Source organism: Pseudomonas sp. Con_6 (assembly GCF_059379395.1).
In genome coordinates, this window is record NZ_CM182011.1 from 6,373,236 (window position 1) to 6,390,137 (window position 16,902).

General features: G+C 63.9%; 17 protein-coding genes. 12 read left to right on the forward strand and 5 right to left on the reverse strand.

The features are described from left to right. Positions 1–49 precede the first annotated feature (49 nt). From AC5QPF_RS28830 to AC5QPF_RS28865, 8 genes are all read left to right on the forward strand, one after another. On the forward strand, positions 50–1,417 hold the full coding sequence (locus tag AC5QPF_RS28830) for a PepSY domain-containing protein (protein WP_494960995.1): 1,368 nt from the start codon (positions 50–52) through the stop codon (positions 1,415–1,417). Between the two features lie 272 nt (positions 1,418–1,689). Then, positions 1,690–3,102: a D-serine/D-alanine/glycine transporter gene (cycA, locus tag AC5QPF_RS28835; RefSeq protein ID WP_494960996.1), complete on the forward strand. Its 1,413-nt coding sequence runs from the start codon at positions 1,690–1,692 to the stop codon at positions 3,100–3,102. A 212-nt stretch (positions 3,103–3,314) separates the two neighbouring features. Beyond that, positions 3,315–4,580 (forward strand): urea ABC transporter substrate-binding protein, encoded by a 1,266-nt coding sequence (gene urtA, locus AC5QPF_RS28840; protein ID WP_494960997.1) that lies wholly within the window; start codon positions 3,315–3,317, stop codon positions 4,578–4,580. A 136-nt stretch (positions 4,581–4,716) separates the two neighbouring features. Continuing rightward, positions 4,717–6,213, forward strand: a complete 1,497-nt coding sequence (gene urtB / locus AC5QPF_RS28845) for an urea ABC transporter permease subunit UrtB (RefSeq protein ID WP_494960998.1) — start codon at positions 4,717–4,719, stop codon at positions 6,211–6,213. Then, positions 6,213–7,292, forward strand: a complete 1,080-nt coding sequence (gene urtC, locus AC5QPF_RS28850) for an urea ABC transporter permease subunit UrtC (RefSeq protein ID WP_494960999.1) — start codon at positions 6,213–6,215, stop codon at positions 7,290–7,292. The genes urtB and urtC overlap by 1 nt, the downstream gene beginning before the upstream one ends. Beyond that, a complete protein-coding gene (gene urtD, locus AC5QPF_RS28855) occupies positions 7,289–8,140 on the forward strand; it encodes an urea ABC transporter ATP-binding protein UrtD (protein ID WP_458979320.1) in 852 nt (283 codons plus the stop codon). Before urtC ends, urtD begins: the two co-directional genes overlap by 4 nt. A 75-nt stretch (positions 8,141–8,215) precedes the next feature. Next, positions 8,216–8,914, forward strand: coding sequence for an urea ABC transporter ATP-binding subunit UrtE (urtE, locus tag AC5QPF_RS28860; RefSeq protein ID WP_494961000.1), 699 nt, complete (start codon positions 8,216–8,218; stop codon positions 8,912–8,914). A gap of 36 nt (positions 8,915–8,950) precedes the next feature. Continuing rightward, a complete protein-coding gene (locus AC5QPF_RS28865) occupies positions 8,951–9,472 on the forward strand; it encodes a GNAT family N-acetyltransferase (protein WP_494961001.1) in 522 nt (173 codons plus the stop codon). A 52-nt stretch (positions 9,473–9,524) separates the two neighbouring features. Here AC5QPF_RS28865 and AC5QPF_RS28870 read toward each other — a convergent pair whose 3' ends face one another. Continuing rightward, on the reverse strand, positions 9,525–9,827 hold the full coding sequence (locus AC5QPF_RS28870; protein WP_494961002.1) for a chaperone modulator CbpM: 303 nt from the start codon (positions 9,825–9,827) through the stop codon (positions 9,525–9,527). Between the two features lie 2 nt (positions 9,828–9,829). Next, complete coding sequence (gene cbpA, locus AC5QPF_RS28875) at positions 9,830–10,798, reverse strand: curved DNA-binding protein (protein ID WP_494961003.1); 969 nt, start codon at positions 10,796–10,798, stop codon at positions 9,830–9,832. A 160-nt stretch (positions 10,799–10,958) separates the two neighbouring features. Between cbpA and AC5QPF_RS28880 the strand changes: the two genes are divergently transcribed. Both AC5QPF_RS28880 and AC5QPF_RS28885 read left to right on the forward strand, forming a co-directional pair. Continuing rightward, the gene (locus AC5QPF_RS28880; protein WP_494961004.1) at positions 10,959–12,230 is read left to right on the forward strand and encodes an Hsp70 family protein; all 1,272 of its coding nucleotides are present in this window, start codon (positions 10,959–10,961) and stop codon (positions 12,228–12,230) included. Between the two features lie 171 nt (positions 12,231–12,401). Beyond that, positions 12,402–13,139, forward strand: a complete 738-nt coding sequence (locus tag AC5QPF_RS28885; protein ID WP_494961005.1) for an Abi family protein — start codon at positions 12,402–12,404, stop codon at positions 13,137–13,139. Between the two features lie 264 nt (positions 13,140–13,403). Here the strand turns inward: AC5QPF_RS28885 and AC5QPF_RS28890 are convergent, their stop codons facing one another. From AC5QPF_RS28890 to AC5QPF_RS28900, 3 genes are all read right to left on the reverse strand, one after another. Beyond that, on the reverse strand, positions 13,404–14,411 hold the full coding sequence (locus AC5QPF_RS28890) for an AI-2E family transporter (RefSeq protein WP_494961006.1): 1,008 nt from the start codon (positions 14,409–14,411) through the stop codon (positions 13,404–13,406). 124 nt (positions 14,412–14,535) lie between these two features. Further along, a complete protein-coding gene (locus AC5QPF_RS28895) occupies positions 14,536–14,820 on the reverse strand; it encodes a PsiF family protein (protein ID WP_494961007.1) in 285 nt (94 codons plus the stop codon). Between the two features lie 79 nt (positions 14,821–14,899). After that, positions 14,900–15,790 carry an alpha/beta fold hydrolase gene (locus AC5QPF_RS28900; RefSeq protein ID WP_494961008.1) on the reverse strand — a complete coding sequence of 297 codons (891 nt, stop codon included), beginning with the start codon at positions 15,788–15,790 and terminating at the stop codon, positions 14,900–14,902. A 132-nt stretch (positions 15,791–15,922) separates the two neighbouring features. Here AC5QPF_RS28900 and osmE point away from each other — a divergent pair, with 132 nt between their 5' ends. Beyond that, entirely contained in the window at positions 15,923–16,261 is a 339-nt protein-coding gene (gene osmE, locus AC5QPF_RS28905) for an osmotically-inducible lipoprotein OsmE (protein WP_494961009.1), read from the forward strand. Positions 16,262–16,353: 92 nt separating this feature from the next. Continuing rightward, positions 16,354–16,884: a ferritin-like domain-containing protein gene (locus tag AC5QPF_RS28910; RefSeq protein ID WP_494961010.1), complete on the forward strand. Its 531-nt coding sequence runs from the start codon at positions 16,354–16,356 to the stop codon at positions 16,882–16,884. Positions 16,885–16,902: the final 18 nt, after the last annotated feature.

The following is a 16,902-nucleotide window of genomic DNA, read 5'->3' on the forward strand; positions in this document are numbered from 1 at the left end:
TCCAGCCCGGGCGCGGCCAGTGGCCGCGCCCCTCACTCGGGAGCGTTGCATGAGCAAGCCATCGTTTTCCTTCTACAACCTGGCCTGGCGCTGGCACTTCTATGCCGGGCTGTTCGTCGCCCCGATCATGATCGTGCTGGCGATCACCGGGATCATCTACCTGTTCAAGCCGCAGCTGGACCCGCTGATGTACCGCTCGCTGATGGTGGTCGAGGCCGGGCATCACAAGCATCCGGCCGATCACCTGCTGGGCCAGGTGCAGGCGGCGTATCCGGGTGGCGCGGTGACCCAGTACCTGCCCGCGCCGGCTGCGGACCGTAGCGCGCAGTTCGTGGTCAAGCGCGACGGGCAGGAACTGAACGTGTTCGTCGATCCCTACAGCGGCACAGTGCTGGGCGAGCAGGATGCCAAGGGCAACCTGCAGGCCGTGGCCAGGGCGCTGCACGGTGAACTGATGGTTGGCACCATCGGCGACCGTATCGTCGAGCTGGCAGCGGGCTGGGGCATCGTCCTGGTGGTCTCCGGCCTTTACCTCTGGTGGCCACGTGGTGGGCGTTTTGCCGGGGTGTTCTGGCCGCGCATGAATGCCCGCGGGCGCCTGTTGTGGCGCGACCTGCATGCGGTCAGCGGCTTCTGGGGGTCGCTGGTCCTGCTGCTGATGTTGCTCAGCGGCATGACCTGGACCGGCTTCTGGGGCAAGCAGTATGCCGACCTGTGGAACCGTTTTCCGGCAGCGATGTGGAACGACGTGCCGACCTCGGACCAGGAAGCCCGTACCTTGAACAATGCCGCGCGGCAGACCGTGCCCTGGGCCGTGGAAAACACGCCGATGCCCGAATCCAGCGGCGCCCATGCCGAGCACCAGGGCCATATGCACATGGACAGCGGCCCGGCGGCGCCGCAGGTGAGCCTGCAGCAGGTCGAGGACATCGCCAGCGCTCGCGGTGTCGAGCCCGGCTACAGCATTACCCTGCCGAAGACCGGCAGCGGCGTGTTCACCATCGCCGTGTTTGCCGACGACCCACGCAACGACGCCACCCTGCATGTCGACCAGTACACCGGCAAGGTCCTGGTGGACGTGCGCTGGAAGGACTACAGCCCGGTGGCCCGCGCCACAGAGCTGGGGGTGATGCTGCATGAGGGCAAGATGTTCGGCGTGGTCAACCAGTTGCTGATCCTGCTGATCTGCCTGATGGTCCTGCTCGGCTCGGTGAGCGGCCTGGTGATGTGGTGGAAACGCCGGCCGGAACGTGGCCTGGGTGTGCCGCCGCTGCGCCACGACCTGCCGCGCTGGAAGACCGCGACGGTGGTAATGATCGTGCTGGGCGTGGCCTTCCCGTTGGTGGGGATTTCGATGCTGGTGGTGTGGGGGCTGGACCGTGTGCTCGGCAAGCGGATGCTGGTGACGAGGGCCTGATCCGGGTTTTGCATTGCCTGTTCTGGCCTCATCGCTGGCCAGCCAGCTCCCACAGGCTCACCACTGCCCTTGAGATCGGTGGGGTCCCTGTGGGAGCCGGCTGGCCGGCGATGAGGCCATCAGCCACACCAGGGAATCGTGCGAAATCTCTGATAATCCAGGCAGCATTCCCCTAAAGTCGAGTCATCTTGTCGCGTCTACCTCGCGGATTCCCGTGATAGCCTAGCCGCCGCTTCACGTACAAGAAGACTGCAATTTATGGAATGCATGCAATGAATCAAGACATGACCAAGGACCCGCAGGAACACCACCTGCAACGCAATCTCACCAACCGCCACATCCAACTGATCGCCATCGGCGGAGCCATCGGCACCGGCCTGTTCATGGGCTCGGGCAAGACCATCAGCCTCGCCGGCCCTTCGATCATCTTCGTCTACATGATCATCGGCTTCATGCTGTTCTTCGTCATGCGCGCCATGGGCGAACTGCTGCTGTCGAACCTCAACTACAAGTCCTTCATCGACTTTTCCGCCGACCTGCTCGGTCCCTGGGCCGGCTATTTCACCGGCTGGACCTACTGGTTCTGCTGGATCATCACCGGCATCGCCGATGTGATCGCCATCGCCGCCTACTCGCAGTTCTGGTTCCCCGACCTGCCGCAGTGGATACCGGCGATCATGTGCGTCGGCGTGCTGCTGTCGCTGAACCTGATCACCGTGAAGCTATTCGGCGAGATCGAGTTCTGGTTCGCCATGATCAAGATCATCGCCATCGTCGGCCTGATCGGCACCGGCCTGTACATGATCGTCAGCGGCTTCCAGTCGCCCTCCGGCAGCACTGCCAGCCTGGGCAACCTGTGGAATGACGACGGCATGTTCCCCCACGGGCTGATGGGTTTCTTCGCCGGTTTCCAGATCGCCGTGTTCGCCTTCGTCGGCATCGAACTGGTGGGCACCACCGCCGCCGAAGCCAAGGACCCCGAGCGCACCCTGCCACGGGCGATCAACTCGATCCCGCTGCGCATCATCATGTTCTACGTCTTCGCCCTGATCGCCATCATGGCGGTCACCCCATGGCGTGACGTGGTACCGAACAAGAGCCCGTTCGTCGAACTGTTCATCCTCGCCGGCCTGCCCGCAGCAGCCGCAGTGATCAACTTCGTGGTGCTGACCTCCGCCGCCTCGTCGGCCAACAGCGGCGTGTTCTCCACCAGCCGCATGCTCTTCGGCCTGGCCCAGGAAGGCGATGCGCCGAAGGCCTTCGAGAAGCTGTCGAACCGCGACGTCCCGGCCAACGGCCTGTACTTCTCCTGCACCTGCCTGCTGCTCGGCGCGGCGCTCATGTATGTGATCCCGGACCTGGTGGAAGCCTTCACCCTGGTGACCACCGTCTCGGCGATCCTGTTCATGTTCGTCTGGTCGCTGATCCTGCTGTCCTGGCTGACCTACCGCAAACAGCGCAGCGCCCTGCACGAAGCCTCGAAATACAAGATGCCGGGCGGGCGCTTCATGTGCTGGGCGTGCCTGGTGTTCTTCGCCGGGATCCTGGTCCTGCTGAGCTTCGAGGCCGACACCCGCCAGGCGCTGATGGTCACGCCGATCTGGTTCGTGATTCTCACCGTGACCTACCAGTTCGTGCGCAGCCGTCGCCAGCCGCGCAGCCAGATCACCTCGTCCCAGCGCTGATCCCCACCCCGCCAGACCGTTGCGCACCATCAGCGCGCAACGGCCTGCACCGTGCCTCCGTCCTGGGCTCCAGGGCGGTGCACACATCGCTCACAATCCGCCGAAACCCCTGTGCCAGAGCCTGTACACAATTCGGCACAGGCCTTGCTATCTCCCCGTACGTAGTCGCCATTCGGCTTACCGCCAATACGAACTCAACGGAGAGAGCACCCATGAAGCGTCGCAGTCTGATCAAGGCCTTTACCCTCAGTGCATCCATCGCCGCGATGGGCCTGAGCTGGACAATCCAGGCCGCCGAGACCATCAAGGTCGGCATCCTGCATTCCCTGTCCGGGACCATGGCGATTTCCGAGACCTCGCTCAAAGACATGGCGCTGATGACCATCGAGCAGATCAACGCCAAGGGCGGCGTTAACGGCAAGCTGCTGGAGCCGGTGGTGGTGGATCCAGCGTCGAACTGGCCGCTGTTCGCCGAGAAGAGCCGCCAGTTGCTGACCCAGGACAAGGTCGCGGTGGTGTTCGGCTGCTGGACCTCGGTGTCGCGCAAGTCGGTGCTGCCGGTGTTCGAGGAGCTCAACGGGCTGCTGTTCTACCCGGTGCAGTACGAGGGTGAGGAGATGTCGCCGAACGTGTTCTACACCGGCGCGGCCCCCAACCAGCAGGCGATCCCGGCGGTGGAATACCTGATGAGCGAGGACGGCGGTGCGGCCAAGCGCTACTTCCTGCTGGGCACCGACTACGTCTACCCGCGCACTACCAACAAGATCCTGCGCGCCTTCCTGCATTCCAAGGGCGTGGCCGACAAGGACATCGAGGAGGTCTACACGCCGTTCGGCCACAGCGATTACCAGACCATCGTCGCCAACATCAAGAAGTTCTCCGCCGGCGGCAAGACCGCGGTCATCTCCACGGTCAACGGCGACTCCAACGTGCCCTTCTACAAGGAACTGGCCAATCAGGGCCTGAAGGCCACCGACGTGCCGGTGGTGGCCTTCTCGGTAGGCGAGGAAGAACTGCGCGGCATCGACACCAAGCCGCTGGTGGGCCACCTGGCGGCGTGGAACTACTTCGAGTCGGTGGACAACCCGGTCAACAGCCAGTTCGTCAGCGACTGGAAGGCCTACGCCAAGGCCAAGAACCTGCCGGGGGCGGACAAGGCGGTGACCAACGATCCGATGGAAGCCACCTACGTGGGCATCCACATGTGGGCGCAGGCGGTGGAGAAAGCCGGCAGCACCGATGTCGACAAGGTCCGCGAAGCCCTCGCCGGCCAGAGCTTCAAGGCGCCGTCGGGCTTCACCCTGACCATGGACAAGACCAACCACCACCTGCACAAGCCGGTGATGATCGGCGAGATCCAGGATGACGGGCAGTTCAACGTGGTCTGGGAGACCGAGCAGCCGCTGCGGGCACAGCCTTGGAGTCCGTTCATTCCGGGCAATGACAAGCGGCCGGATTATGCGGTGAAGGGTAACTGATCCCCTGAGGCCCGATCGCTGGCAAGCCAGCTCCCACAGGGTCCTGCATGCACCGGACCTGTGGGAGCTGGCTTGCCAGCGATGAGGCCCTGAAGAACACCGCACCACTCCACTATCAGAAAGGGACCCCCGCGCCATGCCCAAGGCCCTCTACCACCTCCTGCTCTGCCTGTGCCTGCTGCTGCCCCTCGCCGCACACGCCAGCGAGGCCGAATACTTCGCCACCGCCAAGCCCAACGACCAGGCCCGCCTGCTCCAGGACTGGGCGGCGCAACCCGATCCCGGCCGCCTGCCGCTGCTGACTGCACTGCAGCAAGGCCGCCTGCCCGACAGCGAGCGCAAGCTGCGCCTGAACAACCGCCTGCGCGGGCTGGTGGATAACGCCCTCGCCAGCCACCAACTGCTCGACGCCGACGCCACGGTACGCCTGCAGGCCGCGCAACAACTGCAAAAGAGCGCGCAACCCGCCCAGGTCGCCTTCCTCGATCGTCAGTACGCCCAGGAAAAAGACGACAGCGTCCACGCCGCCCTCGGCCTGGCCCTGGCCAACCTGCAACTGGCCGCCAGCGAACCTTCGGTCCGCCTCGCCGCCGTGCGCCTGCTCGGCGAGACTGGCGATCCCATGGCCCGTACCCGCCTCGAAGCCCTGCTCGACCCCGCCGTGGAAAGCGACGCCGGCGTGCGCACCGCCGCAGAAACCAGCCTGGCCCAGGTCAAGCGCAAGCTGCTCGTAGGCGAACTGCTCGGCCAGGCCTTCAGTGGTCTTTCCCTCGGCTCGATCCTGCTCCTGGCCGCACTGGGGCTGGCGATCACCTTCGGCCTGCTCGGGGTGATCAACATGGCCCATGGCGAGATGCTCATGCTCGGCGCCTACAGCACCTACGTGGTACAGATCCTGATCCAGCGCTACGCCCCCGGCGCCATCGAGTTCTATCCGCTGCTTGCACTGCCCGTGGCCTTCGCCGTCAGCGCCGGGGTCGGCATGCTCCTGGAGCGCACGGTGATCCGCCACCTGTACGGCCGGCCGCTGGAAACCCTGCTGGCGACCTGGGGCATCAGCCTGATCCTGATCCAGGCCATCCGCCTGATCTTCGGCGCGCAGAACGTCGAAGTGGCCAACCCGGCCTGGCTGTCCGGCGGTGTGCAAGTCTTGCCGAACCTGGTGCTGCCGTGGAGCCGCATCGTGATCATCGGCTTCGCCCTGTTCGTGGTTCTGCTGACCTGGCTGCTGCTGAACAAGACCCGCCTTGGCCTCAACGTGCGTGCCGTCACCCAGAACCGCAACATGGCCGCCTGCTGCGGCGTTCCGACAGGTCGCGTGGACATGCTCGCCTTCGGCCTCGGCTCGGGTATCGCCGGCCTCGGCGGCGTGGCCCTGAGCCAGATCGGCAACGTCGGCCCCGACCTGGGCCAGAGCTACATCATCGACTCCTTCCTGGTGGTGGTGCTCGGCGGCGTCGGCCAGCTCGCCGGCAGCCTGTGGGCCGCCTTCGGCCTGGGCATCGCCAACAAGCTGCTGGAACCGCAGATCGGTGCGGTGCTCGGCAAGATCCTCATCCTTGCGCTGATCATTCTGTTCATCCAGAAGCGTCCGCAAGGCCTGTTCGCCCTCAAGGGACGGGTAATCGACTGATGAACCAGCCACTGCTTGTCACCGCCACGCAAAAAGCCGGGCCGCGCCTGTCCGTGGCCATCGGCGCCGTCGTCCTCGGCGTACTGCTCGTCCTGCCGCTGCTGTCGCTGCTGCCGGACGGGCATGCCCTGCAGGTCTCGGCCTACACCCTGACCCTGGTCGGCAAGATCCTCTGCTACGCCATTGTCGCCCTGGCCCTGGACCTGGTCTGGGGCTACGCCGGCCTGCTGTCCCTCGGTCATGGCCTGTTCTTCGCCCTCGGCGGCTACGCCATGGGCATGTACCTGATGCGCGAAGCCGCCGGCGACGGCCTGCCGGCGTTCATGAGCTTCCTGTCGTGGAGCGAGCTGCCCTGGTACTGGGCCGGCACCCAGCATTTCGCCTGGGCGATGTGCCTGGTAGTCCTGGCCCCGGGACTGCTGGCCCTGGTCTTCGGCTACTTCGCCTTCCGCTCGCGGATCAAGGGCGTGTACTTCTCGATCATGACCCAGGCCCTGACCTTCGCCGGCATGCTCCTGTTCTTCCGCAACGAGACCGGCTTCGGCGGCAACAACGGCTTCACCAACTTCCGCACCCTGCTCGGCTTCGACATCACCGCCCAGGGCACCCGCGCGGTGCTGTTCCTGCTGACCGTAGCGCTGCTGGTGGGCAGCCTGTACATCGGTTGGCGCCTGGCGCGGAGCAAGTTCGGCCGGGTACTCACCGCCCTGCGTGACGCCGAGAACCGCCTGATGTTCTGCGGCTACGATCCGCGTGGCTTCAAGTTGTTCGTCTGGGTGTTGAGCGCCGTCTTGTGCGGCCTGGCCGGGGCGCTGTACGTGCCGCAGGTGGGCATCATCAACCCCAGCGAGATGTCGCCGACCAACTCCATCGAAGCGGCCGTGTGGGTCGCCCTCGGCGGGCGCGGCACCTTGATCGGCCCGCTGCTCGGCGCCGGCCTGGTCAATGGCATGAAGAGTTGGTTCACCGTGGCGTTTCCGGAGTTCTGGCTGTTCTTCCTCGGCGCGCTGTTCATCCTCGTCACCCTGTACCTGCCCAAGGGCGTGGTCGGCCTGCTGAAGAAAAGGGGCGAACAATGAGACTGCCGTCGATCCATCCCGAGTTCATGCTCGAACCCATTCTTGACGCCGGCAGCGGCCGCGATGCCATCGGCCTCGGCCAGGTGGTCGGGCCCGGTCTCGACGCCCGCCACGGCACGGTGCTGACCCTGGAAGACATCCACGTCAGCTTCGACGGCTTCAAGGCCCTGACCGCACTGAACCTGTACATCGGCGTCGGCGAGCTGCGCTGCATCATCGGCCCCAACGGCGCCGGCAAGACCACCATGATGGACGTCATCACCGGCAAGACCCGCCCCACCAGCGGCAAGGCCTGGTTCGGCGACACCCTCGACCTGACCCGCATGAGCGAGGTCGAGATCGCCCAGGCCGGGATCGGGCGCAAGTTCCAGAAGCCCACGGTATTCGAGGCCCTGACGGTGTTCGAGAACCTGGAGCTGGCACAGAAGACCGACAAGTCGGTGTGGGCCTGTCTCGGTGCGCGGCTGAGTGGCGAGCAGCGCGACCGTATCGATGAAGTACTGGCCACCATCCGCCTGGACGCCTCGCGCCAGCGCCCGGCGGGACTGCTGTCCCACGGGCAGAAGCAGTTTCTCGAAATCGGCATGCTGCTGATGCAGGACCCGCAGTTGCTGCTGCTCGACGAGCCGGTGGCGGGCATGACCGACGCCGAGACCGAATTCACCGCCGAGCTGTTCAAGAGCCTGGCCGGCAAGCATTCGCTGATGGTGGTGGAGCACGATATGGGCTTTGTCGGCAGCATTGCCGACCATGTGACCGTGCTGCACCAGGGCAGTGTGCTGGCGGAGGGGTCGCTGGAGCAGGTGCAGGCGGATGATCGGGTGATCGAGGTTTATCTCGGGCGGTGACCGGCTTTGGACCGGGTTGCCCCCAATCGCTGGCAAGCCAGCGATGGGTTCCACACAGTTCCCAAGGAATGACACATGCTGAAAATCGATTCCCTGCACCAGTATTACGGCGGCAGCCACATCCTGCGTGGCCTGTCCTTCGAGGCGAAGATCGGCGAGGTCACCTGCCTGCTCGGCCGCAACGGCGTCGGCAAGACCACCCTGCTGCGCTGCCTGATGGGCCTGGTCCCGGCCAAGGAAGGCAGCGTCAACTGGGAAGGCAAGGCCATCACCGCCCTCAAGCCGCACCAGCGGGTCCACGCCGGCATCGCCTACGTTCCCCAGGGCCGCGAGATCTTCCCGCGCCTGACCGTGGAGGAAAACCTGCTGATGGGCCTGTCGCGCTTCGGCGCCAGCGAAGCGAAGAAGGTTCCGGAATTCATCTACGAACTCTTCCCGGTGCTGTTGCAGATGAAGCAGCGCCGCGGCGGCGACCTCTCTGGCGGCCAGCAGCAACAGCTGGCCATCGGCCGCGCCCTGGCCAGCCGCCCGCGCCTGCTGATCCTCGACGAGCCCACCGAAGGCATCCAGCCTTCGGTGATCAAGGAGATCGGCGCGGTGATCGGCAAGCTCGCGGCGCGCGGCGACATGGCGATCCTGCTGGTGGAGCAGTTCTACGACTTCGCCGCCGAACTGGCCGACCAGTACCTGGTGATGTCCCGTGGCGAGATCGTCCAGCAGGGCCGGGGTGAAAACATGGAAACGGAAGGTGTGCGCGGGCTGGTAACCATTTAATCTGGCGACCTGCCCTGATTTTCCGGACCGACCATCATGACCTTCAGCCTCCGCGACGCCGTGCCTGCCGACCTGCCGGGCATCCGCGACATCTACAACGACGCGGTGCTCAACACCACAGCGATCTGGAACGAACAACCGGTGGACCTGGCTAACCGCCAGGCCTGGTTCGACGGGCGGGCGGCCCAGGGTTATCCGATCATCGTCGCAATGGATGATGGCGGTGAAGTGCTGGGATACGCGTCATTCGGCGACTGGCGGGCCTTCGAGGGCTTCCGGCATACCGTGGAGCATTCGGTGTATATCCGTGCCGACCAGCGGGGCAACGGGCTGGGGCCGAAGTTGATGGCGGCCCTGGTCGTGCGGGCTCGCCAGTGCGGCAAGCATGTGATGGTGGCGGCGATCGAGAGCGGCAACACCGCGTCGATCCGCCTGCATGAGCGGCTGGGATTCAAGGTGACCGGGGAGATGCCGCAGGTGGGGGTGAAGTTCGGGCGGTGGCTGGATCTGACCTTCATGCAGCTGATGCTGAATCCGGGGGCTTTGCCGCCGAATTGATGGTGATCTTCAGGGCCTCATCGCTGGCAAGCCAGCGATGAGGCCCTGAAGATCACTGCACAAACCGCCCCAACCGCTGCCGCAACATGTCGTTCTCGCTACGCAACTGCCGCACTTCCTCCAGCAGCTCCAGCGCCAGCGCCACCCCTTCCCATTCCAGCTCCAGCTCCGCGTGCAGCCGCGCCGCACGCTTGGCCAGCACCGGGGCCTGGACGTCGAACAACCAGTCCTCCGGTGTTCGCCCCGATGGTTCGACGATGCCGTGTTCGACGATCTCGATCACGCAATCGGCCGGCAGATCGGCCTCCTGGCAGAAGGTACGCATGTCCAGCTGAACGATCAGGGTGCTACTCATGGTCACTTACTCCATTGAGTTCGCGGGTTGAACCCGGCCTTCTCCGACAGTTTGCTCCACAGTTCACGGGTGGCGGCGTCCGACTGGGTCGGCATCACCACTTTCAGTTGCGCATACAGGTCGCCGCGCTGGCCCTGCTTGTTGGCCAGGCCCATACCCTTGATCCGCAGGCGCTGGCCGCTCTGGCTGTCCGGACGGATGGTCAGGTTGACCTTGCCGGTCAGGGTCGGCATTTCCACCTTGGTGCCCAGCGCTGCTTCCCACGGGGCCAGGGGCACGGTGATGATCAGGTCATGACCTTCGACATCGAACAGCGGGTGAGGTGCGAAGCGAATCACCAGGTACAGGTCGCCGTTCGCCCCACCGCCCACACCCGGCGCGCCCTGGCCCTTGAGGCGGATGCGCTCGCCGTCGGTCACCCCGGCGGGAATCTTGACGTTGAGGGTCTTGGTGGTGTCGCCGGTGCGCTGGCCCATGGCGTTGTGCTGGGGCACCTGGAAGCTGATCTTCTTCGACTCGTTGGCCAGGGTTTCCTCGAGGAACACCGCCAGTTCCATTTCCACGTCCTGACCTCGTCGACCGGCACTGCGCTGCTGTTGAGCGCGACCGAACGGATTGCCGTTGCCGCGACCGGCCGACCCGAAGATCGAACTGAAGAAATCCGAGAAGTCACCGCCACCACCGAAGCCACCCGCCCCGCCACCGCCACGGCTTTCCCAGCCCGGCGGCGCCTGGAACGGCCGGCCGTGCTGGCCGCCGTACTTGCGGATCTCGTCGTACTCGGCGCGCTTGGCCGCGTCGCCCAGCACTTCGTAGGCCTCGTTGGCCTCCTTGAACTTGTCTTCGGCGTCACGCTCTTTGCTGACGTCCGGATGATACTTGCGCGCGAGCTTGCGGTAGGCGGTCTTGATCGCCTTCTCGTCCGCCGTCGGCTCTACGCCAAGGATCTTGTAATAGTCTTTGAAATCCATCTAAGGAATCACCATCGGTTGAAATGCACTGCCTGTGAAGATTGGGGTAGAGCATAGCCTTTCAAGGCAGTCAGGGGTTTGTCGCCAGACAGATAATCGGTCTTGATTCTGTCCACGGCTGGCATAAACTGCGCGGCCGTTTTTCCCCGGAACCGCTTCCATGACTCATGCATCCCCGGCCCGTGCCTGTGGTATCGACTTCGGCACGTCAAACTCTACCGTCGGCTGGCATCGCCCCGGCGAGGAGACCTTGATCGTACTTGAAGACGGCAAGATCACCCTGCCTTCGGTGGTGTTCTTCAACATCGAGGAACGCCGCCCGGTGTACGGTCGCCTGGCCCTGAGCGAGTACCTGGAAGGCTACGAGGGTCGTCTCATGCGATCCCTGAAAAGCCTGCTCGGTTCCAAGCTGATCAAGCATGACACCAGCGTGCTCGGCACCGCCCTGCCGTTCAAGGACCTGCTGGGGATGTTCATCGGCGAGCTGAAGAAGCGCGCCGAAGCCAATGCCGGCCGCGATTTCGAGCAGGTGGTGCTGGGTCGTCCGGTGCATTTCGTCGACGACGACCAGGCCGCCGACCAGGAAGCCGAGGACACCCTGGCCGAGGTAGCACGCAAGATCGGCTTCAAGGACGTGTCCTTCCAGTACGAACCGATCGCCGCAGCCTATGACTACGAGTCGGGGATCGAGCGCGAAGAACTGGTACTGATCGTCGACATCGGCGGTGGTACCTCGGACTTCACCCTGATCCGCCTGGCCCCGGAGCGGCACATGCTCGATGATCGCCAGGACGACATCCTCGCCACCGGCGGCGTGCACATCGGCGGTACCGACTTCGACAAGCAACTGAGCCTGCAGGGCGTGATGCCGCTGTTCGGATACGGCAGCCGGATGAAGAGCCAGGCGCTGATGCCGACCAGCTACCACCTCAACCTGGCCACCTGGCACACCATCAACTCGGTGTACTCGCAGAAATCCCAGCTGGCGCTGGGCAGCATGCGCTACGACATCGAGGACACCCTGGGCATCGACCGCCTGTTCAAGCTGATCGAACAGCGCGCCGGGCACTGGCTGGCGATGGAAGTGGAGGCCACCAAGATCGAGCTGACCCATGCGCAGAATCGCCTGGTGGACCTGGGGCGGATCGAGAAGGAACTGAGCGTCGACCTGACCCGGGCGCTGTTCGAGCAATCCATCGACAACCTGCTGGAGCGGGTGCGTGGCAGTGTCGACGAACTGCTGCTCAAGGCTGGCGTGGGTGTAGAGCAGGTGGACACGGTGTTCTTCACCGGCGGTTCCAGCGGTATCCCGGCCCTGCGCCAGAGCGTGGCGGCGATGCTGCCGAAGGCGCGGCATGTGGAAGGCAATATCTTCGGCAGTATCGGCAGCGGGCTGGCGATCGAGGCGCGCAAGCGCTACGGGACAGCCTGAGCAACGGAGCAAACAGCCGCACATTTCGTCGCCGGTAACGATTTCAACCTTGCACAGTAGGCACAACGTGCCTACTCTTCGCGGCAACACACCCGCCATGCCTAGGGCTGCTTCGGTAGTCACGCACAAATTGAGCGGGTTTTTTTTACTTGGGATTTGACCTGCCCAGGCATGAAGCCATTTCAAAAACCTGCGATCGACGTTCATGAGCAGCTGTTGCTGCTCAAGCAACGGGGACTGCAGATCCGTGACGAAGATCGGGCGAAATGCTTTCTCGAAGTAGTGAGCTTCTTCCGCCTCACCCCTTACATGCGGCCATTCCAGCGTCCGAACGACAGCGAACACAGTTTTCGAAACAACGCAACGCTGAAAGATCTGACTCGTCTGTACGACTTTGACCGACGCCTTCGACTGCTGGTCATCGATGCCCTGGAACGTGTTGAAGTCGCGGTGCGTGCCTGTCTAAGCAACCACATGGCCTCGACTCATGGCGCGCACTGGTACCTTGATCGCACGCTATTCCAAAAGGCCTTCCGCCACGACGCCTTGCTCGAACTCATTCGCACCAAGCAACTGAAAGCGCTGAAAGACCACGAAAGAGAATGCCAACGCATCGATGCGGCCAATACCTCGTCAGCGCGCAAGCAGTCGTTGAAGACACTGCGTTCCAGGGAAAGCTATGCCCGTCATTACGCGTTGACCTACAACGACCCCGACCTGATGCCCGCATGGGCCATCATGGAAGAAATCACCTTGGGCGATCTTTCGCATCTGTTCAAAGGATTGGCACGGGACGCCGATCGCAAAGCGATCTCCCGGCGCATGGCGCTGCCTGGACCGCTACTGCAGTCGTGGCTCCATACCCTGACCACAATTCGCAATATCTGCGCCCATCACGCTCGTTTGTAGAATCGCGAGCTGGGCATTCGGCCTGAACTACCGCGAACAATTTCCTTTCCGTGGCCACAGCACTTGCGTCAACCGGGCTCCCACGCCCGCGTTTTTACCGTCCTGTGTATCCTCAATCTGCTGATGCGTCAGGTCAGTCCGCATGCCAGTTGGGATCGCCGCCTCCAGGAACTACTGAACGAATTTCCCGAAGCCGACCTGCAAGCGATGGGCTTTCCGATCGGATGGAGCGACGATCCTTTCTGGAGGTAGCCGAAGCTCGGGTCAGACCAGCTCCACCCGCTTCAACTCACTCTTCAAATACGCGTAATAGATCGGCCCCGCCACCACCCCTGGCAGCCCGAACGCCGCCTCGAACACCAGCATCGCCAGCAACAGCTCCCACGACTTGGCACTGATCTGCCCGCCGACGATCCGCGCGTTGAGGAAGTACTCGACCTTGTGGATGACGATCAGGTAGCCCAGCGCCGCCGCCGCCACCCAGATCGACATCGACAGGCCGACGATGGTGATCAGGGTGTTGGACATCAGGTTGCCGATCACCGGCAGCAGGCCGAGCAGGAAGGTCAGCACGATAAGCGTCTTGGTCAGCGGCAGGTGCACGCCGAACAGCGGCAGCACTACGGCCAGGAACACCCCGGTGAACGCCGTGTTGAGCAGGGAAATCTTGATCTGCGCGAAGACGATGTTGCGAAACGCCTGGACCAGCAGCGACAGCCGCTCGAACAGCGCCGCCGCCAATGGCTTGCGTCGGGAAATGTCGGGAATGCGCTGCAAGGCGACGATGGCGCCGAGGATCATGCCGATCAGCAGGGTGACGAACATGTGCGCCGCGCCCTTGCCCACCAGCTGCAACTCGCCCAGGTGGGTCTTGAGCCAGTCGCCGATGGCCACCTTGAACTCGGCGGCACTGGCCGGCAGGTAGGCGTCGACGAACGGCGGCAACTGGCCACGGGCCTGGTCCACCAGGACCATGAAGCGGTCCAGGGAGGCCCCGGGGTTTTCCGCCTCGTGCAACAGGAAGCTGATGGCGCCGGCAAAGATCAGGGTCAGGGTGCTGACCACCAGGGTGCCCAGCAACGCCACCGCCAGCCAGCGCGCGCGCGGCCCGGCAATCACGTGCTGCAACTTCGGCGTGAGCATGTTCACCAGCTCGAACACCAGCAACCCGGCCAGCAGGCTGGGCAGCAGCTTGAGCGGCAGTACCAGCAACAAGCCGGCGAATATGATGATCCAACTGGCCAGCACGATCTGACGCTGGGTAAAAGTCATACAACCTCAGACAGCCAAGACGACAAAGGCGGCAGTCTGCCAGCGTTCGGCGCACAGGCATAGGGGCGGGCGTCGCCGGACGACGAGCCATTGCGCCAGGGCAATGGCCCGGGCCCGGCGGCGATCATTTTTTCTTCAGGCAGTCGCTCATGAAGGTCTTGCGCTCATCGCCCTTGAGCGCCTTGGTGGTGGCGTCGGCGTTGCAGGTCTTCATCTTGTCCTGCTGGGTGGCGGCGGGCTTGGCTTTCAGGCAGTCGCTCATGAACGCCTTGCGTTCGTCGCCCTTGAGCGCCTTGGTGGTAGCGTCGGCGTTGCAGGTCTTCATCTTCTCCTGCTGGGCGGTGGCCGCGAATCCTTGTGAAGCCATCAGCAAGCCCAGCACCAACAACGGCACATGCAGCATCTTCATGACGTTTCTCCTGAGCGCTGCGTGGATGGGCAGCGGTCACCGGAGTTTAGACAAGATTTCTTACATCCTTGCCCGCAGCTCAACAGCCGGCAGCCTTGAGGCGCGCGGCGTGTTCGGTGAACAGCTTGACCGGTTGCGCGCCCTTGCCCACGGCACCGAGGGACTGGTTGACGATATCCAGGTGGTCGAGGGGGAAGTCGTCGCCGATCACCTGGCCCAAGTGCGAGCTGAAACGGCCGACCATGCCGTCGCACTGGCCCGTTTCATGGACGAAGGTGCGGGCGAACAGGCGACAGAAGCGGTTGCTGCCGTCCAGGCGGTTGAGGCCGCGGTCGGTGATGCCCGGCTTGAGCACGCCGGACCAGGAGTAATAGCGCACCCCGTTGACCTCGGCCGGGCCTTCGCCACCCCAGGTGTCGGGCAGGCCCTGTGGATAAAGCTGGTTGAAGGCCGCCACGCCGGTGCGGGTCAGGGACAGGTGCGAGGCATGCACGTCGATGGGTAGCATCGGCCCTTTCCAGCCGGTTTCCAGCCAGCCCATCAGCAGCGCCAGGCCATGCAGCAGGGCCTTGAGCAGCCGTGCGCGAGGCGTGTGGCCGGGGAATTCCCGTTCGAAATAGTCCGCCAGCTCCGAACCGTGATTGGGCCCGGCGATGGAGGTGACCGAGGCCACCCAGTCCGGGCGTTTCGCCGCCACGTAGCGGGCGGTCAGCGCGCCTTGGCTGTGGCCGAGCAGGTTGACCTTGTCGGCGCCGGTGCGCTGACGCAGTTCTTCGACAATGCGCAGCAACTGTTCGCCACGCACTTCTGTGCTGTGCAGCGGCGATACCTGCACCGGATACACCTGCGCCCCGCCCCGACGTAGCGCGGCGATGATGCCGAACCAGTAGGGATAGAGCACCAGGCGCACGAAACCGAGCATGCCCGGCACCAACACCAGCGGATAACGAGTGGCAAGCGCTTGCGACATGGGAGCCCCCGGTCCATGGACGAGCCATCACCCTACAAGCGAAACGATGGCATCCGCAATCGAACTCCCGCTGCCGCTTGCGGTTCCAAATCCGTACCGGGCCATGACGGCCCACTACGAGAGAGTACGACCATGTACAAGCACGCCTTGGTAGCTCTTCTGGCCAGCGCCACCCTGATCGGTTGCAGCAGCAACCCGGAAAACCCCGTGGACTACGTCACCTATCGCGACCAGCCGCTGGTCAAGCAGGTCGAGAAAGGCATGACCATGCAGAAAGTCATCGCCATCGGCGGCAGCCCTTCGACGGTGATCGACCTGCCCCACGGCGGCACCTGCAACAACTACATCCTCAACAAGGAAGGCGCGCAGCAGCCCTACTATGTGCGTTTCGACGCCACCGGGCATGTCGACGACAAGGGCTTCAAGACCTGCGAGCAGCGTGAGAAAGACGATCACGCGGTACGCGGCTGATAAAACTTTCCAGCCGCTTCGCCACTCGTACCTGATGTAGCGACCGCGCCGGCAGAGCGCGGCGCCCCCCGTTTTCCAGCCTGGAGACTGTCATGAGCAACGTTACGTTGACCGATGTGAAGACCCTGCGCGAACGCGCGCGCCAGCATGTGGACCAAGGCGCGGTGACCGAAGGCTACAGCGCAGACCGTGAAACCATCCTGCGCCTGCTTAACGAGTCGCTGGCCACCGAATGGGTGTGCACCCTGCGCTACAAGCGCCACTACTACATGGCCAGCGGGATCAAGGCCAGCGTCGCCGCGGCGGAGTTTCTCGAACATGCCAACCAGGAACAGGAGCATGCCGACAAGCTGGCCGAGCGCATCGTGCAACTGGGCGGCGAGCCGGACCTGAACCCGGACAACCTGAGCAAGAACTCCCACGCGCAGTACGTGGCCGGGAAGGATCTGAAGGAGATGGTCCTGGAGGACCTGGTGGCCGAGCGGATCGCCATTGATAGCTATCGAGAGATCGTGCGCTTCATTGGCGACAGTGATCCGACTACCCGGCGAATCTTCGAGGACATCCTGGCTCAGGAAGAAGAGCATGCGGACGACATGGCGGATCTGTTGAAAGGACTCTGATTTCTCGATTGCCCTTGC

What these genes read in the sequence shown, in the direction of transcription:
- AC5QPF_RS28830 (WP_494960995.1), top strand. Translation starts at nt 50, where the DNA reads ATGAGCAAGCCATCGTTTTCCTTCTACAACCTGGCCTGGCGCTGGCAC.
- cycA (WP_494960996.1), top strand. Translation starts at nt 1,690, where the DNA reads ATGAATCAAGACATGACCAAGGACCCGCAGGAACACCACCTGCAACGC.
- urtA (WP_494960997.1), top strand. Translation starts at nt 3,315, where the DNA reads ATGAAGCGTCGCAGTCTGATCAAGGCCTTTACCCTCAGTGCATCCATC.
- urtB (WP_494960998.1), top strand. Translation starts at nt 4,717, where the DNA reads ATGCCCAAGGCCCTCTACCACCTCCTGCTCTGCCTGTGCCTGCTGCTG.
- urtC (WP_494960999.1), top strand. Translation starts at nt 6,213, where the DNA reads ATGAACCAGCCACTGCTTGTCACCGCCACGCAAAAAGCCGGGCCGCGC.
- urtD (WP_458979320.1), top strand. Translation starts at nt 7,289, where the DNA reads ATGAGACTGCCGTCGATCCATCCCGAGTTCATGCTCGAACCCATTCTT.
- urtE (WP_494961000.1), top strand. Translation starts at nt 8,216, where the DNA reads ATGCTGAAAATCGATTCCCTGCACCAGTATTACGGCGGCAGCCACATC.
- AC5QPF_RS28865 (WP_494961001.1), top strand. Translation starts at nt 8,951, where the DNA reads ATGACCTTCAGCCTCCGCGACGCCGTGCCTGCCGACCTGCCGGGCATC.
- AC5QPF_RS28870 (WP_494961002.1), bottom strand. Translation starts at nt 9,827, where the DNA reads ATGAGTAGCACCCTGATCGTTCAGCTGGACATGCGTACCTTCTGCCAG.
- cbpA (WP_494961003.1), bottom strand. Translation starts at nt 10,798, where the DNA reads ATGGATTTCAAAGACTATTACAAGATCCTTGGCGTAGAGCCGACGGCG.
- AC5QPF_RS28880 (WP_494961004.1), top strand. Translation starts at nt 10,959, where the DNA reads ATGACTCATGCATCCCCGGCCCGTGCCTGTGGTATCGACTTCGGCACG.
- AC5QPF_RS28885 (WP_494961005.1), top strand. Translation starts at nt 12,402, where the DNA reads ATGAAGCCATTTCAAAAACCTGCGATCGACGTTCATGAGCAGCTGTTG.
- AC5QPF_RS28890 (WP_494961006.1), bottom strand. Translation starts at nt 14,411, where the DNA reads ATGACTTTTACCCAGCGTCAGATCGTGCTGGCCAGTTGGATCATCATA.
- AC5QPF_RS28895 (WP_494961007.1), bottom strand. Translation starts at nt 14,820, where the DNA reads ATGAAGATGCTGCATGTGCCGTTGTTGGTGCTGGGCTTGCTGATGGCT.
- AC5QPF_RS28900 (WP_494961008.1), bottom strand. Translation starts at nt 15,790, where the DNA reads ATGTCGCAAGCGCTTGCCACTCGTTATCCGCTGGTGTTGGTGCCGGGC.
- osmE (WP_494961009.1), top strand. Translation starts at nt 15,923, where the DNA reads ATGTACAAGCACGCCTTGGTAGCTCTTCTGGCCAGCGCCACCCTGATC.
- AC5QPF_RS28910 (WP_494961010.1), top strand. Translation starts at nt 16,354, where the DNA reads ATGAGCAACGTTACGTTGACCGATGTGAAGACCCTGCGCGAACGCGCG.